Here is a 17355-nt window from a genome sequence, read left to right on the forward strand (position 1 = left end):
CTGCTCGACGAGCGCTTGAGCACTGCGCAAATGGCGCAGGATGGCCTCAATGCTCAGCTTGATGCTGCTCGTGACGAAATCAGCGATCTGAGCCACGCCAACGCCGCCAAGCAAGCGGACCTCGCCGCCACGCGTCGCGAAGTTGAGCTGTTGCAACAGGAGCGCCTCGCCGCCCACGATGCTGCCCAGCTCTGGAATCTGGAGCGGGCGAGTAAAGAGTCTGAACTGCGGCATCTCGATGCGCGGTGTGCATCGCTGGGTGCTGAGTTGCGAGAGCAGCAAGAAAGCCATCAACAGCGCCTGAGTGATCTTCAGGGGTCCAGGGATGAATTGCGTGCGCAATTTGCTGAACTGGCCAGCAAAATATTCGACGAACGGGAGCAGCGGTTCGCTGAAACCAGTCAGCAGCAGCTCGGACAACTCCTGAATCCGTTGAAAGAACGTATTCAATCGTTTGAAAAGCGCGTGGAGGAAAGTTATCAACAAGAAGCCCGGGAGCGGTTCTCGCTGGGTAAAGAGCTGGAGCGTCTGCAACAGTTGAACCAGCGTCTAAGCGACGAAGCCACTAATTTGACCCGTGCGCTCAAGGGGCAAAAGACCCAAGGTAACTGGGGTGAGCTGATCCTTGAGCGAGTGCTGGAGCACGCGGGCCTGGAAAAAGGCCGCGAATACCAGACTCAGGTCAGCTTGAAAGGGCCGGACGGTGAGCGCTTCCAGCCGGACGTGTTGATTATGTTGCCCGGCGATAAGCAAGTAGTGGTCGACGCCAAAGTCAGCCTGACTGCTTACCAGCAGTACGTGTCTGCCGACGATGAGCTAATTGGCCAAGTCGCGCTGAAACAACATGTGCTGTCGTTGCGCAATCACGTCAAAGGCTTGTCAGGCAAGGATTACAAGCGTCTTGAAGGGTTGCATAGCCTTGATTTTGTCCTGTTGTTTGTGCCCATCGAGGCGGCCTTTTCCGCCGCGCTGCAAGCGGAACCGAACCTGTTTCAAGAAGCATTCGACCGCAACATTGTTATCGTCAGCCCCACCACGTTGCTCGCGACATTGCGGGTGATCGACAGCCTGTGGAAGCAAGAGCGGCAAAGCCAGAACGCCAGGGAAATCGCCGAACGTGCGGGCTGGCTGTACGACAAGTTTGTACTGTTTATTCAGGACCTCGACGAGGTGGGCAATCGCTTGCAGCAACTTGATAAAGCCTACGGTGCAGCCCGCAACAAGCTGACTGAAGGCCGTGGCAATCTGGTCAGCCGCAGCGAGCAATTGAAGTTGCTGGGCGCCAGAGCGAGTAAAAACCTGCCAGCCGAGTTGCTCGAACGGGCCATGACCGATGAAGACGGTGTGCTGCAACTGCCAGAGTGAAATGAAAACCGTTACTCTTAGGTCCGTATTACTCGACGAGTGGTTTGTGTCTTGAGACTTAATGTCACAAATTCTTCCCGCGACATTCGGAAGCAGGCGTAAAGTACGACATCGCACTATGATCAGTAAGACGCGGCAAGGCGTATGTCAGTCGCGGAGTATTTCCCTGAAGGGGGGCGTTATGAACAGTAAATTGCAAGAATGGCTCCATGATTTCGGCGTTGCCCTTGGCCTGATCGAACGACCAAAGCTGCAACCTATTCCGGTTCGTACGGATGAAGAGCGTCGTCGCCCTCGTCGATAAGTGCTCGGTATTTAATCGTTTTCAGTCAGTACCAGAATCACATCCACTAGAATTTGCAGCGTCAGATGTTCGGGCGCTTTGTGGATCCGGTCTCTGATTCGGGTGGGGAAGACGATGCCAAATTCAAATTCCAGCTGATCGAGCAATCCCTCGATCTCTGGCGCCTCCAACGCCAAGTCCTTGAGCGTTGCGTCTTCGCGGATTTGTGCTTTATCAATCAGCATCACGCCAAGCGTATTGTGAAGCTGTTGCTGAATATCTAGCCGCTCCATGACAAACCTGCATCCGTCACTAACAGAAATGGGCCCTGTACTCTCGCAACCAAGGCCCTAGTCAATAAGGCTAGCTCACTCCGGTATTCCGCGCTGTCGCCCTCCTTAAACTGGCTGTGCGATTACTACCGGGCGCGGCGACAGCAGGCTGACTAACACGAAGCTGATCAAACCCACCGACAAGCTGTAATAAATCGGTGTGTTGGCATCGAAACCGTCCTTGAGCATAAAAGTGAGCGCGGTCAGGAATCCGAGCACCATGCTGGTGATCGCGCCTGCGGTGGTTGCGCGTTTCCAGTAGATCGCACCGATCAGTGGAACCAACATACCGCCAACCAACACGTTGTAAGCCAAGGTTAATGCGCTGATCACGTCATGTACCAGCAGCGCGATGGCGAGTACTACCAATCCGGTCAACGCGGTAAACAGACGATTGATGCCCAAGCTTGATTGCTTGCCGCCGCGCAGGCGTGGCAACAGGTCTTCGGTCAAGGTGGTCGAGGCCGCCAGCAGGCCGGCGCTGGCGGTGGACATCATGGCCGCCAAGGCAGCAGCGATCACCAGCCCACGCAATCCATCGGGCAGTGAGACTTTGACGATGGCCGCGAAGGCGTTGTTAACGTTGTCCAGATTCGGCAGCAGCACATGGGCGGTCATGCCGATGAGTGCGCAGGCCAAACCGTAGAAAATGCAATACACCCCGGCGACAGTTCCTGCGTACTTGGCAATTTTGTCCGTGCGAGCGGTGAATACGCGCTGCCAGATGTCTTGGCCAATCAAGATGCCGAAAAAGTAGATCAGGAAGTAGGTGATGATCGTGTCCCAGCCGATGGTCGTCCAACTGAAGCTCGACGCCGGAAGCTTGGCCACCAACTGGTCCCAGCCGCCGACGCGGTACAGGCAGATCGGCAGCAGGATAAACATCAGGCCCACGGTTTTGATCACGAACTGGACGATATCGGTCAGGGTCAATGACCACATCCCGCCAATCGCCGAGTACACCACCACCACGCCACCGCCGAGCAATACCGACACCCAGAATGGCAACCCGAATAGCACTTGCATCACGGTGCCGATGGCCAGAATCGAGGTCACGCCGATCATCAGTGCGTAGGCCAGCATAATCACCGCACTGGCTTGACGGGCCATCGGGTTGTAGCGCTTTTCCAGCACTTGGGTGACGGTAAAAATCCGCAACTTGAGCAGTGGTTTAGCCAGAAACAGGTTCAACGCGATAATGCCCAAGCCCAAGGCGGCGCACAGCCAAAAGCCGGAAATCCCGTGGACATAGCCCAACCGAACAGTGCCGACTGTGGAGGCGCCACCCAGTACCGTGGCGGCCATCGTGCCCATGTATAAAGTTGGGCCCAGGTTACGTCCGGCAACCAGGTAGTCTTCGTGGGTTTTTGCCTTGCGCATACCGTACCAGCCAAGCACTAGCATGCCGGCGGCATAAATGAGGACAACGAAAATATCTAAAGCCATGGCAGGGTGTCTCCAATCATTATTTTTATAGTGGTTCGTCGACTGTCGAGCGCAGTCGTTTATTCAGGCACACCCATCGGCCATTGCGTGCGTCCGGGTGAGCCAAATCGATCGCGTAGCGGGTTTGGGGTAGGCAGCAATGTTCAGCGGTGCGCTACGCCAGGCAAGACGCAAAGCATTTCATACAACAAGTTAGCGCCCAGTAATGAGGTATTGCCGGTGGTGTCGTACGGCGGCGAGACTTCTACCAGGTCGCAGCCGACCAGTTCAAGGCCTTGGCAGCCCCGGATGATTTCAATGGCCTGAATCGTGGTCAAACCGCCGATTTCAGGCGTGCCAGTACCCGGAGCCCACGCCGGATCGATTCCGTCGATATCAAAGCTAAGGTACACCGGGCCGCCGCCGACTTTTTCGCGGACTTCTTCCATCAGTTGGGAAAGGGATTTGTGCCAGCACTCTTCGGCCTGGACCACACGGAAACCTTGTTTACGGCTCCAGTTGAAGTCTTCGGCGGTATACCCCTGAGCGCGCAGGCCAATCTGAACCACGCGCTGGCAGTCGAGCAGGCCTTCTTCTACAGCGCGGCGAAAGGTGGTGCCGTGGGCGATCTTCTCGCCGAACATGTGGTCGTTGACGTCAGCGTGAGCATCGATATGCACCAGCCCGACTTTGCCATGTTTTTTATGAATCGCCCGCAGGATCGGCAGGGTAATGGTGTGATCGCCGCCCAGGGTCAGCGGAATGACGTCGTGTTCGAGGATCTGGTCATAGGACTCCTCAATAATGCGCACAGCGTCCAACAGATTGAAGGTGTTGATTGCTACGTCGCCAATATCGGCTACTGACAGCGAATCAAAAGGAGCAGCGCCGGTAGCCATGTTGTACGGGCGAATCATCACCGACTCCGCACGAATTTCACGTGGCCCGAAGCGGGTGCCAGGGCGCAGCGATGTGCCGATGTCCAGCGGGACGCCTACAAAGGCGGCATCTAGGCCAGCCGCTGATTGCAAGTGGGGCAAACGCATCATGGTAGCGATGCCGGCGAAACGCGGCATTTCATTGCCGCCCAGTGGTTGGTGAAAAATTTTTTCCACGGGATTGCCTCATCGTCGTTGTGGTGTGAGTGGATTCTGCAAAGCGCGGCCAGTGGAAAGAATCGCTGGGGCAAAATACTTAGTTCAGAGAAATCTGAACTAACGCTAGACTGAGCGTCTTTTGACCACCTGTAGGGTTGTTTATTTGTTATCTCTTCGGAACCCTTAATGGCCAGCACCTTACCCGACCTGAAACTCCTGCGAATCTTCGCCAGCGTGGTGCGCCATCAGGGTTTTGCCAGTGCTCAGCAAGAACTCAATCTCTCGACCTCGGCCATCAGTACCTACATGAGCCAGCTCGAAGCGGCCTTGGGTTTGGTGCTTTGCCATCGTGGGCGCGGCGGATTCAGTTTGACCAGCAAGGGCGAGCTGTTTCATCAGGAAACCCTGCGCCTACTGGGTGAGCTGGAAGGTTTCGAGCAGTACGCGGCGGCCCTTAAAGGCGAACTGCGCGGAACGCTTAACCTCGGTGTGATCGATTCTACGGTGAGTGACCGGGCGCTGCCGTTCGCCGAAGCCATTGGCGCCTACAGCCAAGAACACCCCGCCGTGCATCTGCACCTGTCGGTCATGAGTCCGTATGAACTGCAGCTCGGCGTGCAGGACAACCGACTCGATCTGGCGATTGGCGCGTTCTCGACGCGCATGAGCGGCTTGGTCTATCAGCCGCTGTATCGCGAGCAACATTGGCTGTATTGCAGCAACCGCCATCCCCTGTTTGACGAGCGCCGTATTCCCGAGCCGGTTATCGCGCAGCAGCGCATGGTCGGTCGGGGTTACTGGAGCCAGGCGGAATTGGCGCGCCATGGTTTCAAACACAGCGCGGCCACCGTGGAAAGCATGGAGGCGCAGCTGATCTTGGTGCTGTCAGGGGCGTACATCGGTTATTTGCCAGAGCACTACGCTCAGGCGTGGGCCGACTCCGGTCATCTGCGCGTGTTGCTGCCCGCGACCTTTGGCTATCAGGCACCGTTTTCGATGATCGTGCGCCGTGGTCGCAGCCGAGAACCGTTGATTCAGACCTTCCGTGACCTGCTGAAAACGCAGCTCAACCAACACCAGAGCTGAGAGCCGCCCATGTCCCGCGCCCAATGCGCCCGTTGCCTGCGTCCCGAGACTCATTGCCTGTGTGCCTTGATCCCGCAGCTCGATAGCCGCACTCGGGTATTGGTTATTCAGCATCCAAGCGAAGTCGGTCATGCCCTCAATACCGCCCGCTTGGCGGTGTTGGGGCTAACCAATGCCGAACTGGTGGTGGGCGAGGTATTCGACGAGTTACCAAGGTTGTTGAATCGCCCCGGTTACCGCGCCCGGCTGTTGTTCCCAGGGGAAGATGCACAGGCAGTGGTCGGCTATCAGAACGTCGTTACAGGGGAAGCCGATCAGCCGCTATTGCTGGTCGTGCCGGATGGTACCTGGCGTAAGGCGCGTAAGTTACTGCACCTGAACCCGGCGTTGGCCGCATTGCCGAGGGTCACACTCGGACAGACCACTACCTCGCGCTATCGGCTGCGCAAAGCGCCGGGTCCGGACGCGTTATCGACCATAGAAGCCATCGCGCAAGCCCTTGAAATACTGGAGGCGCCGATGACCTTCGAGTCGCTATTACGGCCGTTCGATGCGTTGATCGAAGGGCAAATCGCAGCGATGGGCGAAGACACGTATCAGCGCAACCACCAATAGCCTCAGCCGTTCAGCGATGATTGCTGTCTGGCCTTGGCCTGGATCATCCGGTTGATATACGCCTCAGTCTCGCGTACCGCGTCGGTGCGCGTGAAATAAGGCCCTTCCAAGGTGTTTTCCCGGGTGCTGAAAAAGTACTGCCCATTAACCAACGAAACGCGATCACTGCGGTAGTGAACGGTCGGGGCTGGATCTTGCGAGCGCTTTCCGAACATGGTCGTTTTCCTGAGTCTGGACCTGACGAGAAATACGGTGAGTGGGTAAAACTGTAGCGCGAAACTCCTCAGCGGTGGCGCAAAACATCAAAACACTGCTGGCTGTTGGGGGCGCGCACACAGTTTCCGGGAATCTGCCCCCTCAACTGTCACTGTGTCGCGCATTCATCCGCGCCTAGAATAGCGACCCTCGCTGCACCTTTTTTGTTTCTGCCTTTACAGAGAGCCCGTTCATGCATGTTTCATCTGGCCGCTGGTTATATGGCTTGTCCCTGGCGCTGGTAACGGCGGTGCTGTGGGGCATCTTGCCGGTCAAGCTCAAACAAGTGCTTCAAGTGATGGACCCTGTCACGGTGACGTGGTTCCGGCTATTGGTCTCAGGGTCGTTGCTGTTCATCTGGCTGGCGTCGGTGCGACGTTTGCCCAGTTTTAAAGTCTTGGGCCGCAAGGGCAAGATTTTAGTGGCATTGTCGGTATTTGGATTGGTCGGCAACTATGTGCTGTACCTGATCGGTCTAAGAATGCTCAGCCCCGGGACGACCCAGTTGGTTATCCAGGTCGGGCCGATATTGTTGTTGATCAGCAGCATTTTCCTGTTCAAGGAACGGTTCAGCATCGGCCAGGGGGTGGGGCTGCTTGTGTTGTTGATGGGCTTTGGTCTGTTCTTCAACCAACGCCTGGAGGAACTGCTGACCTCGCTGGGTGATTACACGGCGGGAATTCTCACGGTATTGCTGGCGTCTGCGGTCTGGACGTTTTATGGCCTGAGCCAGAAGCAGTTGCTTACCGTCTGGAACTCACTGCAGGTGATGATGGTGATTTACCTGTTTTGTGCGCTGTTGGTCACGCCATGGGCACACCCGTCCGAAGCTTTGCACCTCAGTCCGTTACAAGGTTGGTTATTGTTGGCGTGTTGCTTGAATACGCTGGTGGCGTATGGGGCATTTGCTGAAGCGCTGGCGCATTGGGAGGCTTCGCGAGTCAGCGCGACCCTGGCACTCACGCCGTTGGTAACCCTGGCGACAGTGGCGATTGCGGCGTGGTTATGGCCCGATTATGTGCAGGCCGAAGACCTCAACGGTTTGGGCTACAGCGGCGCCGTATTGGTGGTGCTTGGATCGGCCCTCACCGCCCTCGGCCCGTCGTTGATCGCGGGTTTACGCGCACGGCGGGCGAGGTTGGCTGCAGTCTGATTCAACTATCTGTAGGAGCCAACGTGTTGGCGAAGGTCCTTCGGCCCTTATCGCAGGCTTCGGCAGCTCCTACAAAATGTGTGCATTGCCCGTAAAACGGTGGGACCGAATTTATTCGGGAAGGCTTGCGTCCTGACACCCTCCTACAGAGAAAATCCCACAGAGCGTTAGCCGTTACCCGCTTCTAGCATCTTCTCGGGGCGGACCCAGGCGTCGAACTCTTCCTCCGTCAGATAACCCAACGCCAATGAGGCTTCGCGCAAGGTCAAACCTTCGCTGTAGGCTTTTTTGGCGATTTGCGCTGACTTGTCGTAACCGATGTGCGGGTTAAGCGCTGTCACCAGCATCAAACCTCGCTCCAGGTGTTCGGCCATCTTCGCTGCATCAGGCTCCATGCCCGCGACGCAGTGTTCCTGGAAGTTGCTGCAACCATCGGCCAATAAACGAATGGATTGCAGCAGGTTGTGGATAATCACCGGCTTGAACACGTTCAGCTGCAAATGGCCCTGACTGGCAGCGAAACCAATCGTGACGTCATTGCCCAGCACTTGGCAGGCCAGCATCGACAGGGCTTCACATTGGGTCGGGTTAACCTTGCCCGGCATGATCGAACTGCCCGGTTCGTTGGCCGGCAATTTAACTTCAGCCAGACCCGCACGTGGACCAGAACCCAGCAGGCGCAGGTCGTTGGCGATTTTCATCAGGGTCACGGCCAGGGTTTTCAGCGCGCCAGACAATGCGGTCAGGGGCTCATGGCCTGCCAGTGCGGCGAACTTGTTCGGTGCAGTGACGAACGGTAAGCCCGAGAGGGCTGCCAGTTCAGCGGCAACCGCCTCGGCGAAACCGTGCGGTGCGTTCAGGCCAGTGCCAACGGCGGTGCCGCCTTGCGCCAGCTCATAGACGGCGGGCAGCGTATGACGAATGGCTTTCGCCGAATAATCGAGCTGGGCGACATACGCCGAAAGCTCTTGGCCAAAGGTGATCGGCGTTGCGTCCATCATGTGCGTGCGGCCGGTCTTTACCAGCTTCATGTGCCGCGCTGACTGCTCGGCCAAGCCGTCGGACAATTGGGCAATTGCTGGCAGCAGATGCTGATTGACCGCTTGGGCGGCGGCAATGTGCATCGCCGTCGGGAAGCAATCGTTGGAGCTTTGCGAGCGGTTAACGTGATCGTTCGGGTGGACGGGCGATTTGCCGCCGCGGCCCTTGCCGGCCAGCTCGTTGGCGCGTCCGGCGATCACTTCGTTGACGTTCATATTGCTTTGAGTGCCGCTGCCGGTCTGCCAGACCACCAATGGAAACTGCTCATCCAGTTGGCCATCAAGCACTTCGTCGGCCGATTGCTCGATCAGGCGAGCGATGTCGGCGGGCAAGTCGCCGTTACGGTCATTGACCCGCGCGGCCGCTTTCTTGATCAGGGCCAATGCGTGCAACACCGCCAGCGGCATGCGCTGGTCGCCAATGGCAAAGTTGATCAACGAACGTTGAGTCTGAGCGCCCCAGTAAGCATCGTCGGGGACGTCGATCTGACCAATGCTGTCGGTTTCGATACGGCTCATCGGGTTTGCTCCTCTAGGCTGAATGCGCAGTTTAGGCTTAGTTAATCGCGATGGGTTCCCTGGCTGGCCTTTTTAACCCTTGAACCAACCGCTCGGGCAGTCAGGGGTTGAGCCGTAAGCGGACATGGGCGCAGAATGTCCGGCCATGGGGTTATGCCTCGCCTGCTAGATGATAAGGAAACTCGATGACCCGTCTTCGTGCCATCTGTACTGCGGTTGCTCTGGTATGCGCCAGCGGCCAGGTTTTTGCCGATACCGCTAGCCACAACGCCAGTGCCGAAACTTTCCTCAAGCTGGCTCATGCCGACAAGCTGGGCACCCCGGTGTACATGCAAGTTCAGCAGATGTTCCAACAGCGCTTCGACGAGTCCAAAGCTCCAGAGTCGAAAAAAGCCCTGCTTGAAACCTACCAGGCCAAAGCCAACGCAGCCCTGGATCAATCCATCGGCTGGGACAAGCTCAAGCCAGACATGGTCAAGCTCTACACCGCCAACTTTACCGAGCAAGAGTTGAAGGATCTGGTCGCGTTCTATCAGTCCCCATTGGGCAAGAAAGTGCTGGCCAAGATGCCTGAGCTGACTCAGCAATCGGCTCAGTTGACCCAAGGCAAACTGGAAGCTGCAGTGCCTGTCGTCAATAAGCTGCTGGCCGACATGACCAATCAACTGGACCCGAGCAAGAACGCTGTTGCGCCTCCTGCTCCGACCAAAAAGCCTTAAGCGAAGCCTGACCACATGACCATGCAACAGCGAATCGAAACAACGCTGGCCGCCTTACAGCCGCAGCACCTGCACGTGCTTGATGAAAGCCACATGCACAGCCGTGGCTTGCAGACTCACTTCAAAGCGGTGCTGGTCAGTGACCAGTTCGCCGGCTTGAGTGCGGTCAAACGTCACCAGAAGGTTTACGCCACGCTGGGTGATTTGATGGGCGAGTTCCACGCGTTGGCGCTGCACACCTACACGCCCGAAGAATGGGCGAAAACCGGTGCCGCGCCTGATTCACCCACCTGTGCCGGTGGTGGTCACTAGTCCAGCGCTGAGGGACCGAATTTACTCGGGAATGGGCCCAACATCCGGCATCGTCTGCGTATGACACGGCGCTTCCCGAATGAATTCGGTCCCACAGAAAATCCGGGATCCCGGAAGATTTTGTTACAATCAGCATCGCGCCGCTTAGTCGGCGTTTTTTTATGTCGGGTCGGCTCTTTGCGAGAGCCCCCACCTGGAGACGCAACATGACTCAAAAAATTGTCGTGGCGGCATTGTATAAATTCGTCACGCTCTGCGATTACGTTGCCCTGCGCGAGCCTTTGCAGCAGGCAATGGTCGACAACGGCATCAAAGGGACGCTGCTCATCGCCGAAGAAGGCATCAACGGCACCGTTTCCGGTAGCCGTGAAGGCGTCGACGGCTTGATGGCTTGGCTGAAAAACGATCCGCGCATGGACGATATCGATCACAAAGAATCCTACTGTGACGAGCAGCCGTTCTACCGGACCAAGGTCAAGCTCAAAAAAGAGATCGTCACCCTGGGTGTTGAGGGCGTCGACCCGAACAAACAGGTCGGTACCTACGTCGACCCCGAGAACTGGAATGCGCTGATCAGCGACCCTGAAGTCTTACTGATCGATACCCGCAACGACTACGAAGTGTCGATCGGCACGTTTGCGGGCGCCATCGATCCGAAGACCACCAGCTTTCGCGAATTCCCTGACTACATCAAAGCCCACTTCGACCCGGCCAAACACAAGAAAGTCGCGATGTTCTGCACCGGCGGCATCCGGTGTGAAAAAGCCTCTAGCTACATGCTTGGCCAGGGCTTCGATGAGGTTTACCACCTCAAGGGCGGCATCCTTAAATACCTGGAAAAAGTCCCACAGGAAGAAAGCCAGTGGCACGGTGATTGTTTTGTTTTCGACAACCGCGTCACCGTTCGCCATGACTTGACCGCTGGCGATTACGACCAGTGCCACGCGTGCCGGACGCCGATCAGCGTTGAAGAGCGCACCAGCGAACACTATTCGCCCGGTATCAGTTGCCCGCACTGTTGGGATACCTTGAGCGAGAAAACCCGGCGCAGCGCCATCGATCGCCAAAAGCAGATCGAATTGGCCAAAGCGCGTAATGAGCCCCACCCCATTGGTCGTAACTACCGTCTCCCTACCGAGGCTTGAGCCATGCAAGCGCGACTGCTCTATGTGATGGATCCGATGTGTTCCTGGTGCTGGGGCTTTGCGCCCGTGGCTGAAGCCTTGGTTCAGCAAGCACACGCGGCGGGTGTGGAGCTGCATCTAGTGGTGGGCGGTTTACGCACGGGAAGTGGCGCCGCCCTTGAGCCGACCACGCGACGCTACATCCTTGAGCATTGGCAATCGGTGGCAAACACCACCGGTCAGCCGTTCCGCTTTGAAGGCGCGTTGCCCGATGGATTTGTCTATGACACCGAACCGGCATGCCGTGCCGTGGTGGCCGCGCGAAGCCTCGATCCACACAGTGCCTGGACCTTGGTTAAGTTGATTCAGCAGGCCTTTTATATCGAAGGCCGCGACGTGACCCAGGCTTCGGTTCTGGTGGAGCTAGCTGAGCAGGCGGGTTTGCCGCGCATCGTGTTTGCCGAAGCGTTCGACAGCGTTGAGCAACTCACTGCTACCGCTGCGGATTTCACCTGGGTGCAAGATTTGGGCATCGCAGGGTTTCCGACCTTGTTGGCCGAACATAATGGCCAACTGGCGTTACTGACCAACGGCTATCAACCCATTGATGAATTGGCTCCGCTACTGGGTCGATGGTTGGAGCGTGCCGCCTGTGCCTGAACAACCTCTTAAGCCTGAATCGTCACCGCGTATCGATCGACTAAGCTGGGCCGAAATTCGCCGACTGGCATTGCACCACCGCAAAGCGTTGTGGGTTGCCAATGGCGTGGCCGTGCTGGCGACGTTATGCAGTGTACCGATTCCGTTGCTGTTGCCGTTGCTGGTCGATGAAGTGCTGCTCGGACACGGTGATTCAGCGCTCAAATTCATGAACCATGTGTTGCCGGTGGGGGTGCAAAAAGCGGCTGGTTACATCGGCTTGATGCTCTTGGTTACCTTCACGTTGCGTCTGGGCTCGCTGGTATTCAACGTCGTCCAGGCAAGGCTGTTTGCACGGCTCGCCAAAGATATCGTTTATCGGGTTCGTATCCGCTTGATCGAGCGCCTCAAGCGCATCTCCCTGAGTGAATACGAAAGCCTGGGCAGCGGCACTGTGACCACCCACCTGGTGACCGATCTCGACACCCTGGATAAGTTTGTTGGCGAAACCTTGAGCCGTTTTCTGGTGGCCATGCTGACTCTGGTCGGCACGGCGGGCATTCTGGTGTGGATGCATTGGGAGTTGGCCTTGCTGATTCTGCTGTTCAACCCGCTGGTGATCTACGCCACCGTGCAGCTAGGCAAACGGGTCAAACACCTTAAAAAGCAAGAAAACGACAGCACCTCACGCTTCACTCAGGCGTTGACTGAAACCCTGGATGCGATTCAAGAAATACGCGCCGGCAACCGCCAGGGGTTTTTCCTCGGCAGGCTGGGCGTGCGGGCTAAAGAGGTGCGCGATTACGCCGTCTCCTCTCAGTGGAAAAGCGACGCGTCCAATCGAGCCAGCGGGTTGTTGTTTCAATTTGGTATCGATATTTTCCGCGCAGCAGCCATGTTGACGGTGCTGTTCTCTGACCTTTCAATTGGGCAGATGCTCGCGGTGTTCAGTTACCTGTGGTTCATGATTGGACCGGTAGAGCAATTGCTCAATCTGCAATACGCCTATTACGCGGCAGGTGGCGCCCTGACCCGCATCAACGAACTGCTGGCGCGGGCTGATGAACCTCAGTATCCCGGCGGCAGTGACCCGTTTACCGGGCACGAAACGGTTGGCATCGACGTACGTAACTTGACCTTTGGTTACGGCGAAGAACCGGTGCTGGATCAACTGAACCTGTCCATTGCGCCGGGGGAAAAAGTCGCTATCGTCGGTGCGAGTGGTGGCGGCAAAAGCACCTTGGTGCAACTATTGCTGGGTCTGTATACCGCGCAATCAGGCAGTATCCGTTTCGGCGGTTTGACTCAGCAGGAAATCGGTCTGGAAACAGTGCGCGAGCATGTGGCTGTGGTCCTGCAGCATCCTGCGCTGTTCAACGACAGCGTGCGTGCCAACTTGACCATGGGCCGGGAGAGAACCGATGACGCCTGTTGGCGAGCACTGGAAATCGCTCAGCTCGATGTGACCATTCGCAGCCTGCCCTTGGGGTTGGACAGTATCGTTGGGCGTTCCGGCGTACGTTTATCCGGCGGTCAGCGGCAACGACTGGCCATCGCGCGAATGGTCTTGGCCGAACCTAAAGTGGTGATCCTTGATGAAGCCACCTCGGCCCTAGACGCCGCAACCGAATACAACCTGCATCAAGCCTTGTCGCGCTTTCTTAGCGGACGCACCACCTTGATCATTGCGCATCGCTTGTCAGCAGTGAAACAGGCTGACCGCGTATTGGTTTTTGATGGGGGGCGAATCGCAGAGGAGGGCGACCACCAACAGCTGATTGCTGACGGTGGGTTGTATGCAAAGCTTTACGGTCATCTGCAGCAAATATGATGCGGGATCATTGTTAATCCGACGTCGTTTTTATGAAAGCATTGATATTTCGAACTTATCCGCTTCACTCCTATTCTTATCGTCAGGCTAATCATTCACAAGTAGCGCGGCAGCGTGTTTCAAATTTGAGAAAAAAGCCCAACAGTGCAGTTTGTTTTTAGCCTAGGCTCACTAAGCGCCGTCAACGTGCTGCAGGGTGAATGGTCAGGAATGTGTATAAAAGGGAACCCATGACGCAAAAGCGGATTCTTGAGCCCCATTTGCTGGGCATTGTTTGGCCCTTCATTGCGGTCGTGCTTTTTCAGGCGCTTCTAGGGTGTGTGAGTTTGTACACATTATCGGCGGTGCGCGGGTACGTCGCCGGGGAAAGCCTGTGGTCCAAAGGGCAGAAGGACGCCATCTACTACTTGAATCTGTATGCCAACGGCGGGGACGAGCAGAGCTACCTCAAATACCAGGAGGCGATTGCTATTCCCCAAGGCGGTCACGACTTGCGGGTAGCACTTGAACTTCCGACGCCAGACCTGTCGGCTGCCCGTGCCGGGCTGTTGCAAGGGGGTAATCATCTTGATGATGCGCCGAGCATCATTTGGCTTTATTTGAACTTCCGCCATTTCCGTTACTTGGAAAAAGCCATCGACCTCTGGAAAGTTGGCGACGGCTATCTGGTGCAACTGGACACTGTTGCCCAGCAGATGCACCGCCGCATGGCGCAGGGTGTTGCCAGTGTGGGTGAGGTGTCTGGTTGGAAATCGCAAATCAACGCCATCAACGAAGGGGTAACGCCAGCGGCAAAGGCGTTCAGCGATGCGTTGGGGGAGGGTTCGCGGTTTATTCTACGGTTGTTGTTAATCACTAACATGGCCACCGCCGTGGTGTTGATTCTGTTGGCGCTGCTGCGCACCCACAAACTGTTGAAGCAACGACACGCGTTTGCCAGCGCCTTGCAGCAGGAAAAAGAACGCGCTCAAGTCACCCTGGAATCCATTGGCGACGGGGTAATCACCACGGATGTTGAAGGTTCGATCACCTACATGAACCCGGCTGCCGAGCAATTAACTCACTGGAAGAGTGAGCAGGCTCAAGGCTTGCCGTTGGCCGCACTGTTCAGCGTGCTGGACGAGAACGATCAGAAAGACAGCTTTACCCTCATCGAACATATCCTGAGTGGGACCTTGAGTGGCGGCAGCGAACATTCGCGACTGATCCAGCGACTGGACGGCAGCACGGTATCAGTGGCACTGGTCGGTTCGGCGATTCAAACAGGAGGCAAGACCAGCGGCACGGTGTTGGTACTGCACGACATGACCCAGGAACGGCAGTACATCGCAAACTTGTCTTGGCAAGCGACCCACGATGCATTGACCGGCTTAGTTAACCGACGTGAATTCGAGTTTCGGCTGGAGCAGGCGCTCAATAATCTTTCACGTCAGTCCGGTCGGCATACGCTCATGTTCCTCGACCTTGATCAATTCAAGTTGGTGAATGACACCAGTGGCCACGCGGCCGGGGACGAACTGCTGCGGCATATTTGCGCGCTGCTGCAACAAGGTTTGCGCGAAGGCGACACGTTGGCGCGCTTGGGTGGAGATGAATTCGGTATTTTGCTGAAGAATTGCCCGCCTGATGCTGCGCAGAAAGTTGCCGAATCCCTGCGCCAGACCGTGCAAAGTCTGCATTTCGTTTGGAAGGGCCGGCCGTTTGTGACCACGGTCAGTATCGGGTTGGTCAATATTTCCCAAAGTCCTGCCACGCTTGAAGGCTCATTACGCGCGGCCGATATGGCGTGTTATATGGCCAAGGAAAAAGGCCGCAACCGAGTCCAGGTGTATCACGCAGACGACTCGGAACTGTCCATTCGTGTTGGCGAGATGGCGTGGATCCAACGCTTACACATGGCGCTGGAAGAGAATCGGTTTTGCTTGTACTCACAGGAAATCGCCAGCTTGAAGGACGTCACCGAGCGCGGAGGTGGACACATCGAAATCCTCCTTCGGTTGCACGACGAAACCGGTCGGATGGTGTTGCCGGACAGCTTTATACCGGCGGCCGAACGGTATGGCCTGATGACGACTCTGGACCGTTGGGTGGTTCAGAACGTGTTCAAGATTATTTCCCAGTGCTTGCACGAGCATAAACACAGCGGCCCCATGGCGATGTGTGCAATCAACTTGTCAGGGACCAGCATTGGTGACGATGCGTTTCTTGCGTACCTGAAAGAGCAATTCAATACCTATCAAATACCCCCCGATCTGATTTGTTTTGAGATTACCGAAACCAGTGCGATCTCCAATTTAGGCAGTGCTATTCGGTTTATTAATGAATTAAAAGGCTTGGGCTGCCTGTTTTCTCTCGATGATTTCTGTGCCGGGATGTCATCGTTCGCGTACCTCAAGCATCTGCCTGTGGACTTTCTGAAGATAGACGGCAGCTTCGTCAAAGACATGCTCGATGACCCGATAAATCGGGCCATGGTTGAAGTGATCAACCATATTGGCCATGTCATGGGGAAAAGCACGATTGCCGAATTTGTTGAAACGCCGCAGATCGAGCAGGCACTGCTCGAAATTGGCGTCGATTTTGCGCAGGGTTACATCATTCAACGCCCGCAGTTGTTCACGTGTGAAAGTCTGCATTCTCGGCCCGTCAGGTCTGCGCCCCAGTTGTTTCGGGCGCCTGGGATTTTTCGCTGAACAGAGTGCTCATGGGCCACAACACATAAAAAAGGAGCCCTAACAGTGATCGATACTTTTATCCGAACCGGTCCGCTCATGGACGCAACTAGTTATCCGCGTTGGGCGCAGCAGTTGATTCAAGACTGCAGTGAAGCCAAGCGTCGGGTGGTCGAGCATGTGCTTTATCAACGGATGCGTGATGGCTGCCTGAGTTCCAAGACCATGCGCCAGTATTTGATTGGCGGCTGGCCAGTGGTCGAGCAGTTTGCCGTGTATATGGCGCAAAATCTGGCTAAAACCCGTTTCGCCCGTCACCCCGGTGAAGACATGGCGCGTCGCTGGTTGATGCGAAATATTCGGGTCGAACTCAATCATGCCGATTATTGGGTGAACTGGAGCCTCGCGCACGGCGTCAGCCTGGAGGATTTGCAGGCTCAGCACGTGCCACCGGAGTTACATGCATTAAGCCATTGGTGCTGGCACAGCAGCGCGTCGGATTCGCTGATCGTTGCGATTGCTGCGACCAACTACGCCATCGAAGGCGCCACCGGTGAATGGTCGGCGATAGTTTGTTCCAGTGACGTCTATGCGGCGGGCTTCCCGGACGATCAGCGCAAGCGGGCCATGAAGTGGCTGAAGATGCACGCCCAGTACGATGATGCGCACCCGTGGGAGGCGCTGGAAATTATCTGCACGCTGGCCGGAAACAACCCAAGCGTTCGACTGCAGACTGAGGTGCGTCAGGCGGTCACCAAGAGCTACGAGTACATGTTCCTGTTTCTGGAACGCTGCATGCTACAAGAAATGACACCCCAGTCCCGTGAACGCATGGCGTTGGTCGAAGTCGACTAGGCGTTTGCGTATCAGGATGAATACCAGGCGTGA

17 protein-coding genes are annotated in these 17355 nt (G+C 56.4%); 12 read left to right on the plus strand and 5 right to left on the minus strand.

Translation table 11 applies throughout. The annotated features are described in order from the left end of the window. Positions 1 to 1365 carry a DNA recombination protein RmuC gene (rmuC, locus tag RHM59_RS23870; RefSeq protein WP_322171065.1) on the plus strand — a complete coding sequence of 455 codons (1365 nt, stop codon included), beginning with the start codon at positions 1 to 3 and terminating at the stop codon, positions 1363 to 1365. Between the two features lie 181 nt (positions 1366 to 1546). After that, a complete protein-coding gene (locus tag RHM59_RS23875; protein WP_322165608.1) occupies positions 1547 to 1669 on the plus strand; it encodes a PA1414 family protein in 123 nt (40 codons plus the stop codon). Between the two features lie 11 nt (positions 1670 to 1680). Here RHM59_RS23875 and RHM59_RS23880 read toward each other — a convergent pair whose 3' ends face one another. The 3 genes from RHM59_RS23880 to speB form a co-directional block, all read right to left on the minus strand. Beyond that, positions 1681 to 1941 (minus strand): hypothetical protein, encoded by a 261-nt coding sequence (locus tag RHM59_RS23880; protein ID WP_322165607.1) that lies wholly within the window; start codon positions 1939 to 1941, stop codon positions 1681 to 1683. Between the two features lie 105 nt (positions 1942 to 2046). Next, on the minus strand, positions 2047 to 3426 hold the full coding sequence (locus RHM59_RS23885; protein ID WP_322165606.1) for a sodium:solute symporter: 1380 nt from the start codon (positions 3424 to 3426) through the stop codon (positions 2047 to 2049). A gap of 143 nt (positions 3427 to 3569) precedes the next feature. After that, positions 3570 to 4520 (minus strand): agmatinase, encoded by a 951-nt coding sequence (speB, locus tag RHM59_RS23890; protein WP_322285563.1) that lies wholly within the window; start codon positions 4518 to 4520, stop codon positions 3570 to 3572. A 168-nt stretch (positions 4521 to 4688) separates the two neighbouring features. Here speB and RHM59_RS23895 point away from each other — a divergent pair, with 168 nt between their 5' ends. Both RHM59_RS23895 and RHM59_RS23900 read left to right on the plus strand, forming a co-directional pair. Further along, the gene (locus tag RHM59_RS23895) at positions 4689 to 5588 is read left to right on the plus strand and encodes a LysR family transcriptional regulator (RefSeq protein ID WP_322165604.1); all 900 of its coding nucleotides are present in this window, start codon (positions 4689 to 4691) and stop codon (positions 5586 to 5588) included. Between the two features lie 9 nt (positions 5589 to 5597). Further along, complete coding sequence (locus tag RHM59_RS23900; RefSeq protein WP_322285564.1) at positions 5598 to 6203, plus strand: tRNA-uridine aminocarboxypropyltransferase; 606 nt, start codon at positions 5598 to 5600, stop codon at positions 6201 to 6203. A gap of 2 nt (positions 6204 to 6205) precedes the next feature. Here RHM59_RS23900 and RHM59_RS23905 read toward each other — a convergent pair whose 3' ends face one another. Then, positions 6206 to 6418 (minus strand): DUF6316 family protein, encoded by a 213-nt coding sequence (locus tag RHM59_RS23905; protein WP_322165602.1) that lies wholly within the window; start codon positions 6416 to 6418, stop codon positions 6206 to 6208. A 233-nt stretch (positions 6419 to 6651) separates the two neighbouring features. Here RHM59_RS23905 and RHM59_RS23910 point away from each other — a divergent pair, with 233 nt between their 5' ends. Continuing rightward, positions 6652 to 7611 carry a DMT family transporter gene (locus RHM59_RS23910; protein ID WP_322165601.1) on the plus strand — a complete coding sequence of 320 codons (960 nt, stop codon included), beginning with the start codon at positions 6652 to 6654 and terminating at the stop codon, positions 7609 to 7611. 167 nt (positions 7612 to 7778) lie between these two features. Here the strand turns inward: RHM59_RS23910 and RHM59_RS23915 are convergent, their stop codons facing one another. Beyond that, complete coding sequence (locus RHM59_RS23915; RefSeq protein WP_322183460.1) at positions 7779 to 9170, minus strand: class II fumarate hydratase; 1392 nt, start codon at positions 9168 to 9170, stop codon at positions 7779 to 7781. A 185-nt stretch (positions 9171 to 9355) separates the two neighbouring features. Between RHM59_RS23915 and RHM59_RS23920 the strand changes: the two genes are divergently transcribed. The 7 genes from RHM59_RS23920 to RHM59_RS23950 all read left to right on the plus strand — a co-directional run bounded on the left by RHM59_RS23920 (position 9356) and on the right by RHM59_RS23950 (position 17322). Beyond that, the gene (locus RHM59_RS23920; protein WP_322165599.1) at positions 9356 to 9889 is read left to right on the plus strand and encodes a DUF2059 domain-containing protein; all 534 of its coding nucleotides are present in this window, start codon (positions 9356 to 9358) and stop codon (positions 9887 to 9889) included. 15 nt (positions 9890 to 9904) lie between these two features. Beyond that, positions 9905 to 10201, plus strand: coding sequence for a BolA family protein (locus RHM59_RS23925; protein WP_322165598.1), 297 nt, complete (start codon positions 9905 to 9907; stop codon positions 10199 to 10201). Positions 10202 to 10407: 206 nt separating this feature from the next. Beyond that, positions 10408 to 11346: a rhodanese-related sulfurtransferase gene (locus RHM59_RS23930; RefSeq protein ID WP_322285565.1), complete on the plus strand. Its 939-nt coding sequence runs from the start codon at positions 10408 to 10410 to the stop codon at positions 11344 to 11346. Positions 11347 to 11382: 36 nt separating this feature from the next. Beyond that, complete coding sequence (locus tag RHM59_RS23935) at positions 11383 to 11985, plus strand: DsbA family protein (protein ID WP_322171061.1); 603 nt, start codon at positions 11383 to 11385, stop codon at positions 11983 to 11985. Then, positions 11933 to 13795 (plus strand): ABC transporter ATP-binding protein, encoded by a 1863-nt coding sequence (locus RHM59_RS23940; protein WP_416195042.1) that lies wholly within the window; start codon positions 11933 to 11935, stop codon positions 13793 to 13795. Before RHM59_RS23935 ends, RHM59_RS23940 begins: the two co-directional genes overlap by 53 nt. Before the next feature lie 230 nt (positions 13796 to 14025). Beyond that, positions 14026 to 16488: an EAL domain-containing protein gene (locus RHM59_RS23945; RefSeq protein ID WP_322285566.1), complete on the plus strand. Its 2463-nt coding sequence runs from the start codon at positions 14026 to 14028 to the stop codon at positions 16486 to 16488. Positions 16489 to 16533: 45 nt separating this feature from the next. Continuing rightward, positions 16534 to 17322 (plus strand): TenA family transcriptional regulator, encoded by a 789-nt coding sequence (locus RHM59_RS23950; protein WP_322165594.1) that lies wholly within the window; start codon positions 16534 to 16536, stop codon positions 17320 to 17322. The last annotated feature ends 33 nt before the right edge of the window (positions 17323 to 17355 follow it).

The sequence above is a fragment of the Pseudomonas sp. MH10 genome, from assembly GCF_034353045.1.
Taxonomy (GTDB): Bacteria; Pseudomonadota; Gammaproteobacteria; order Pseudomonadales; family Pseudomonadaceae; genus Aquipseudomonas.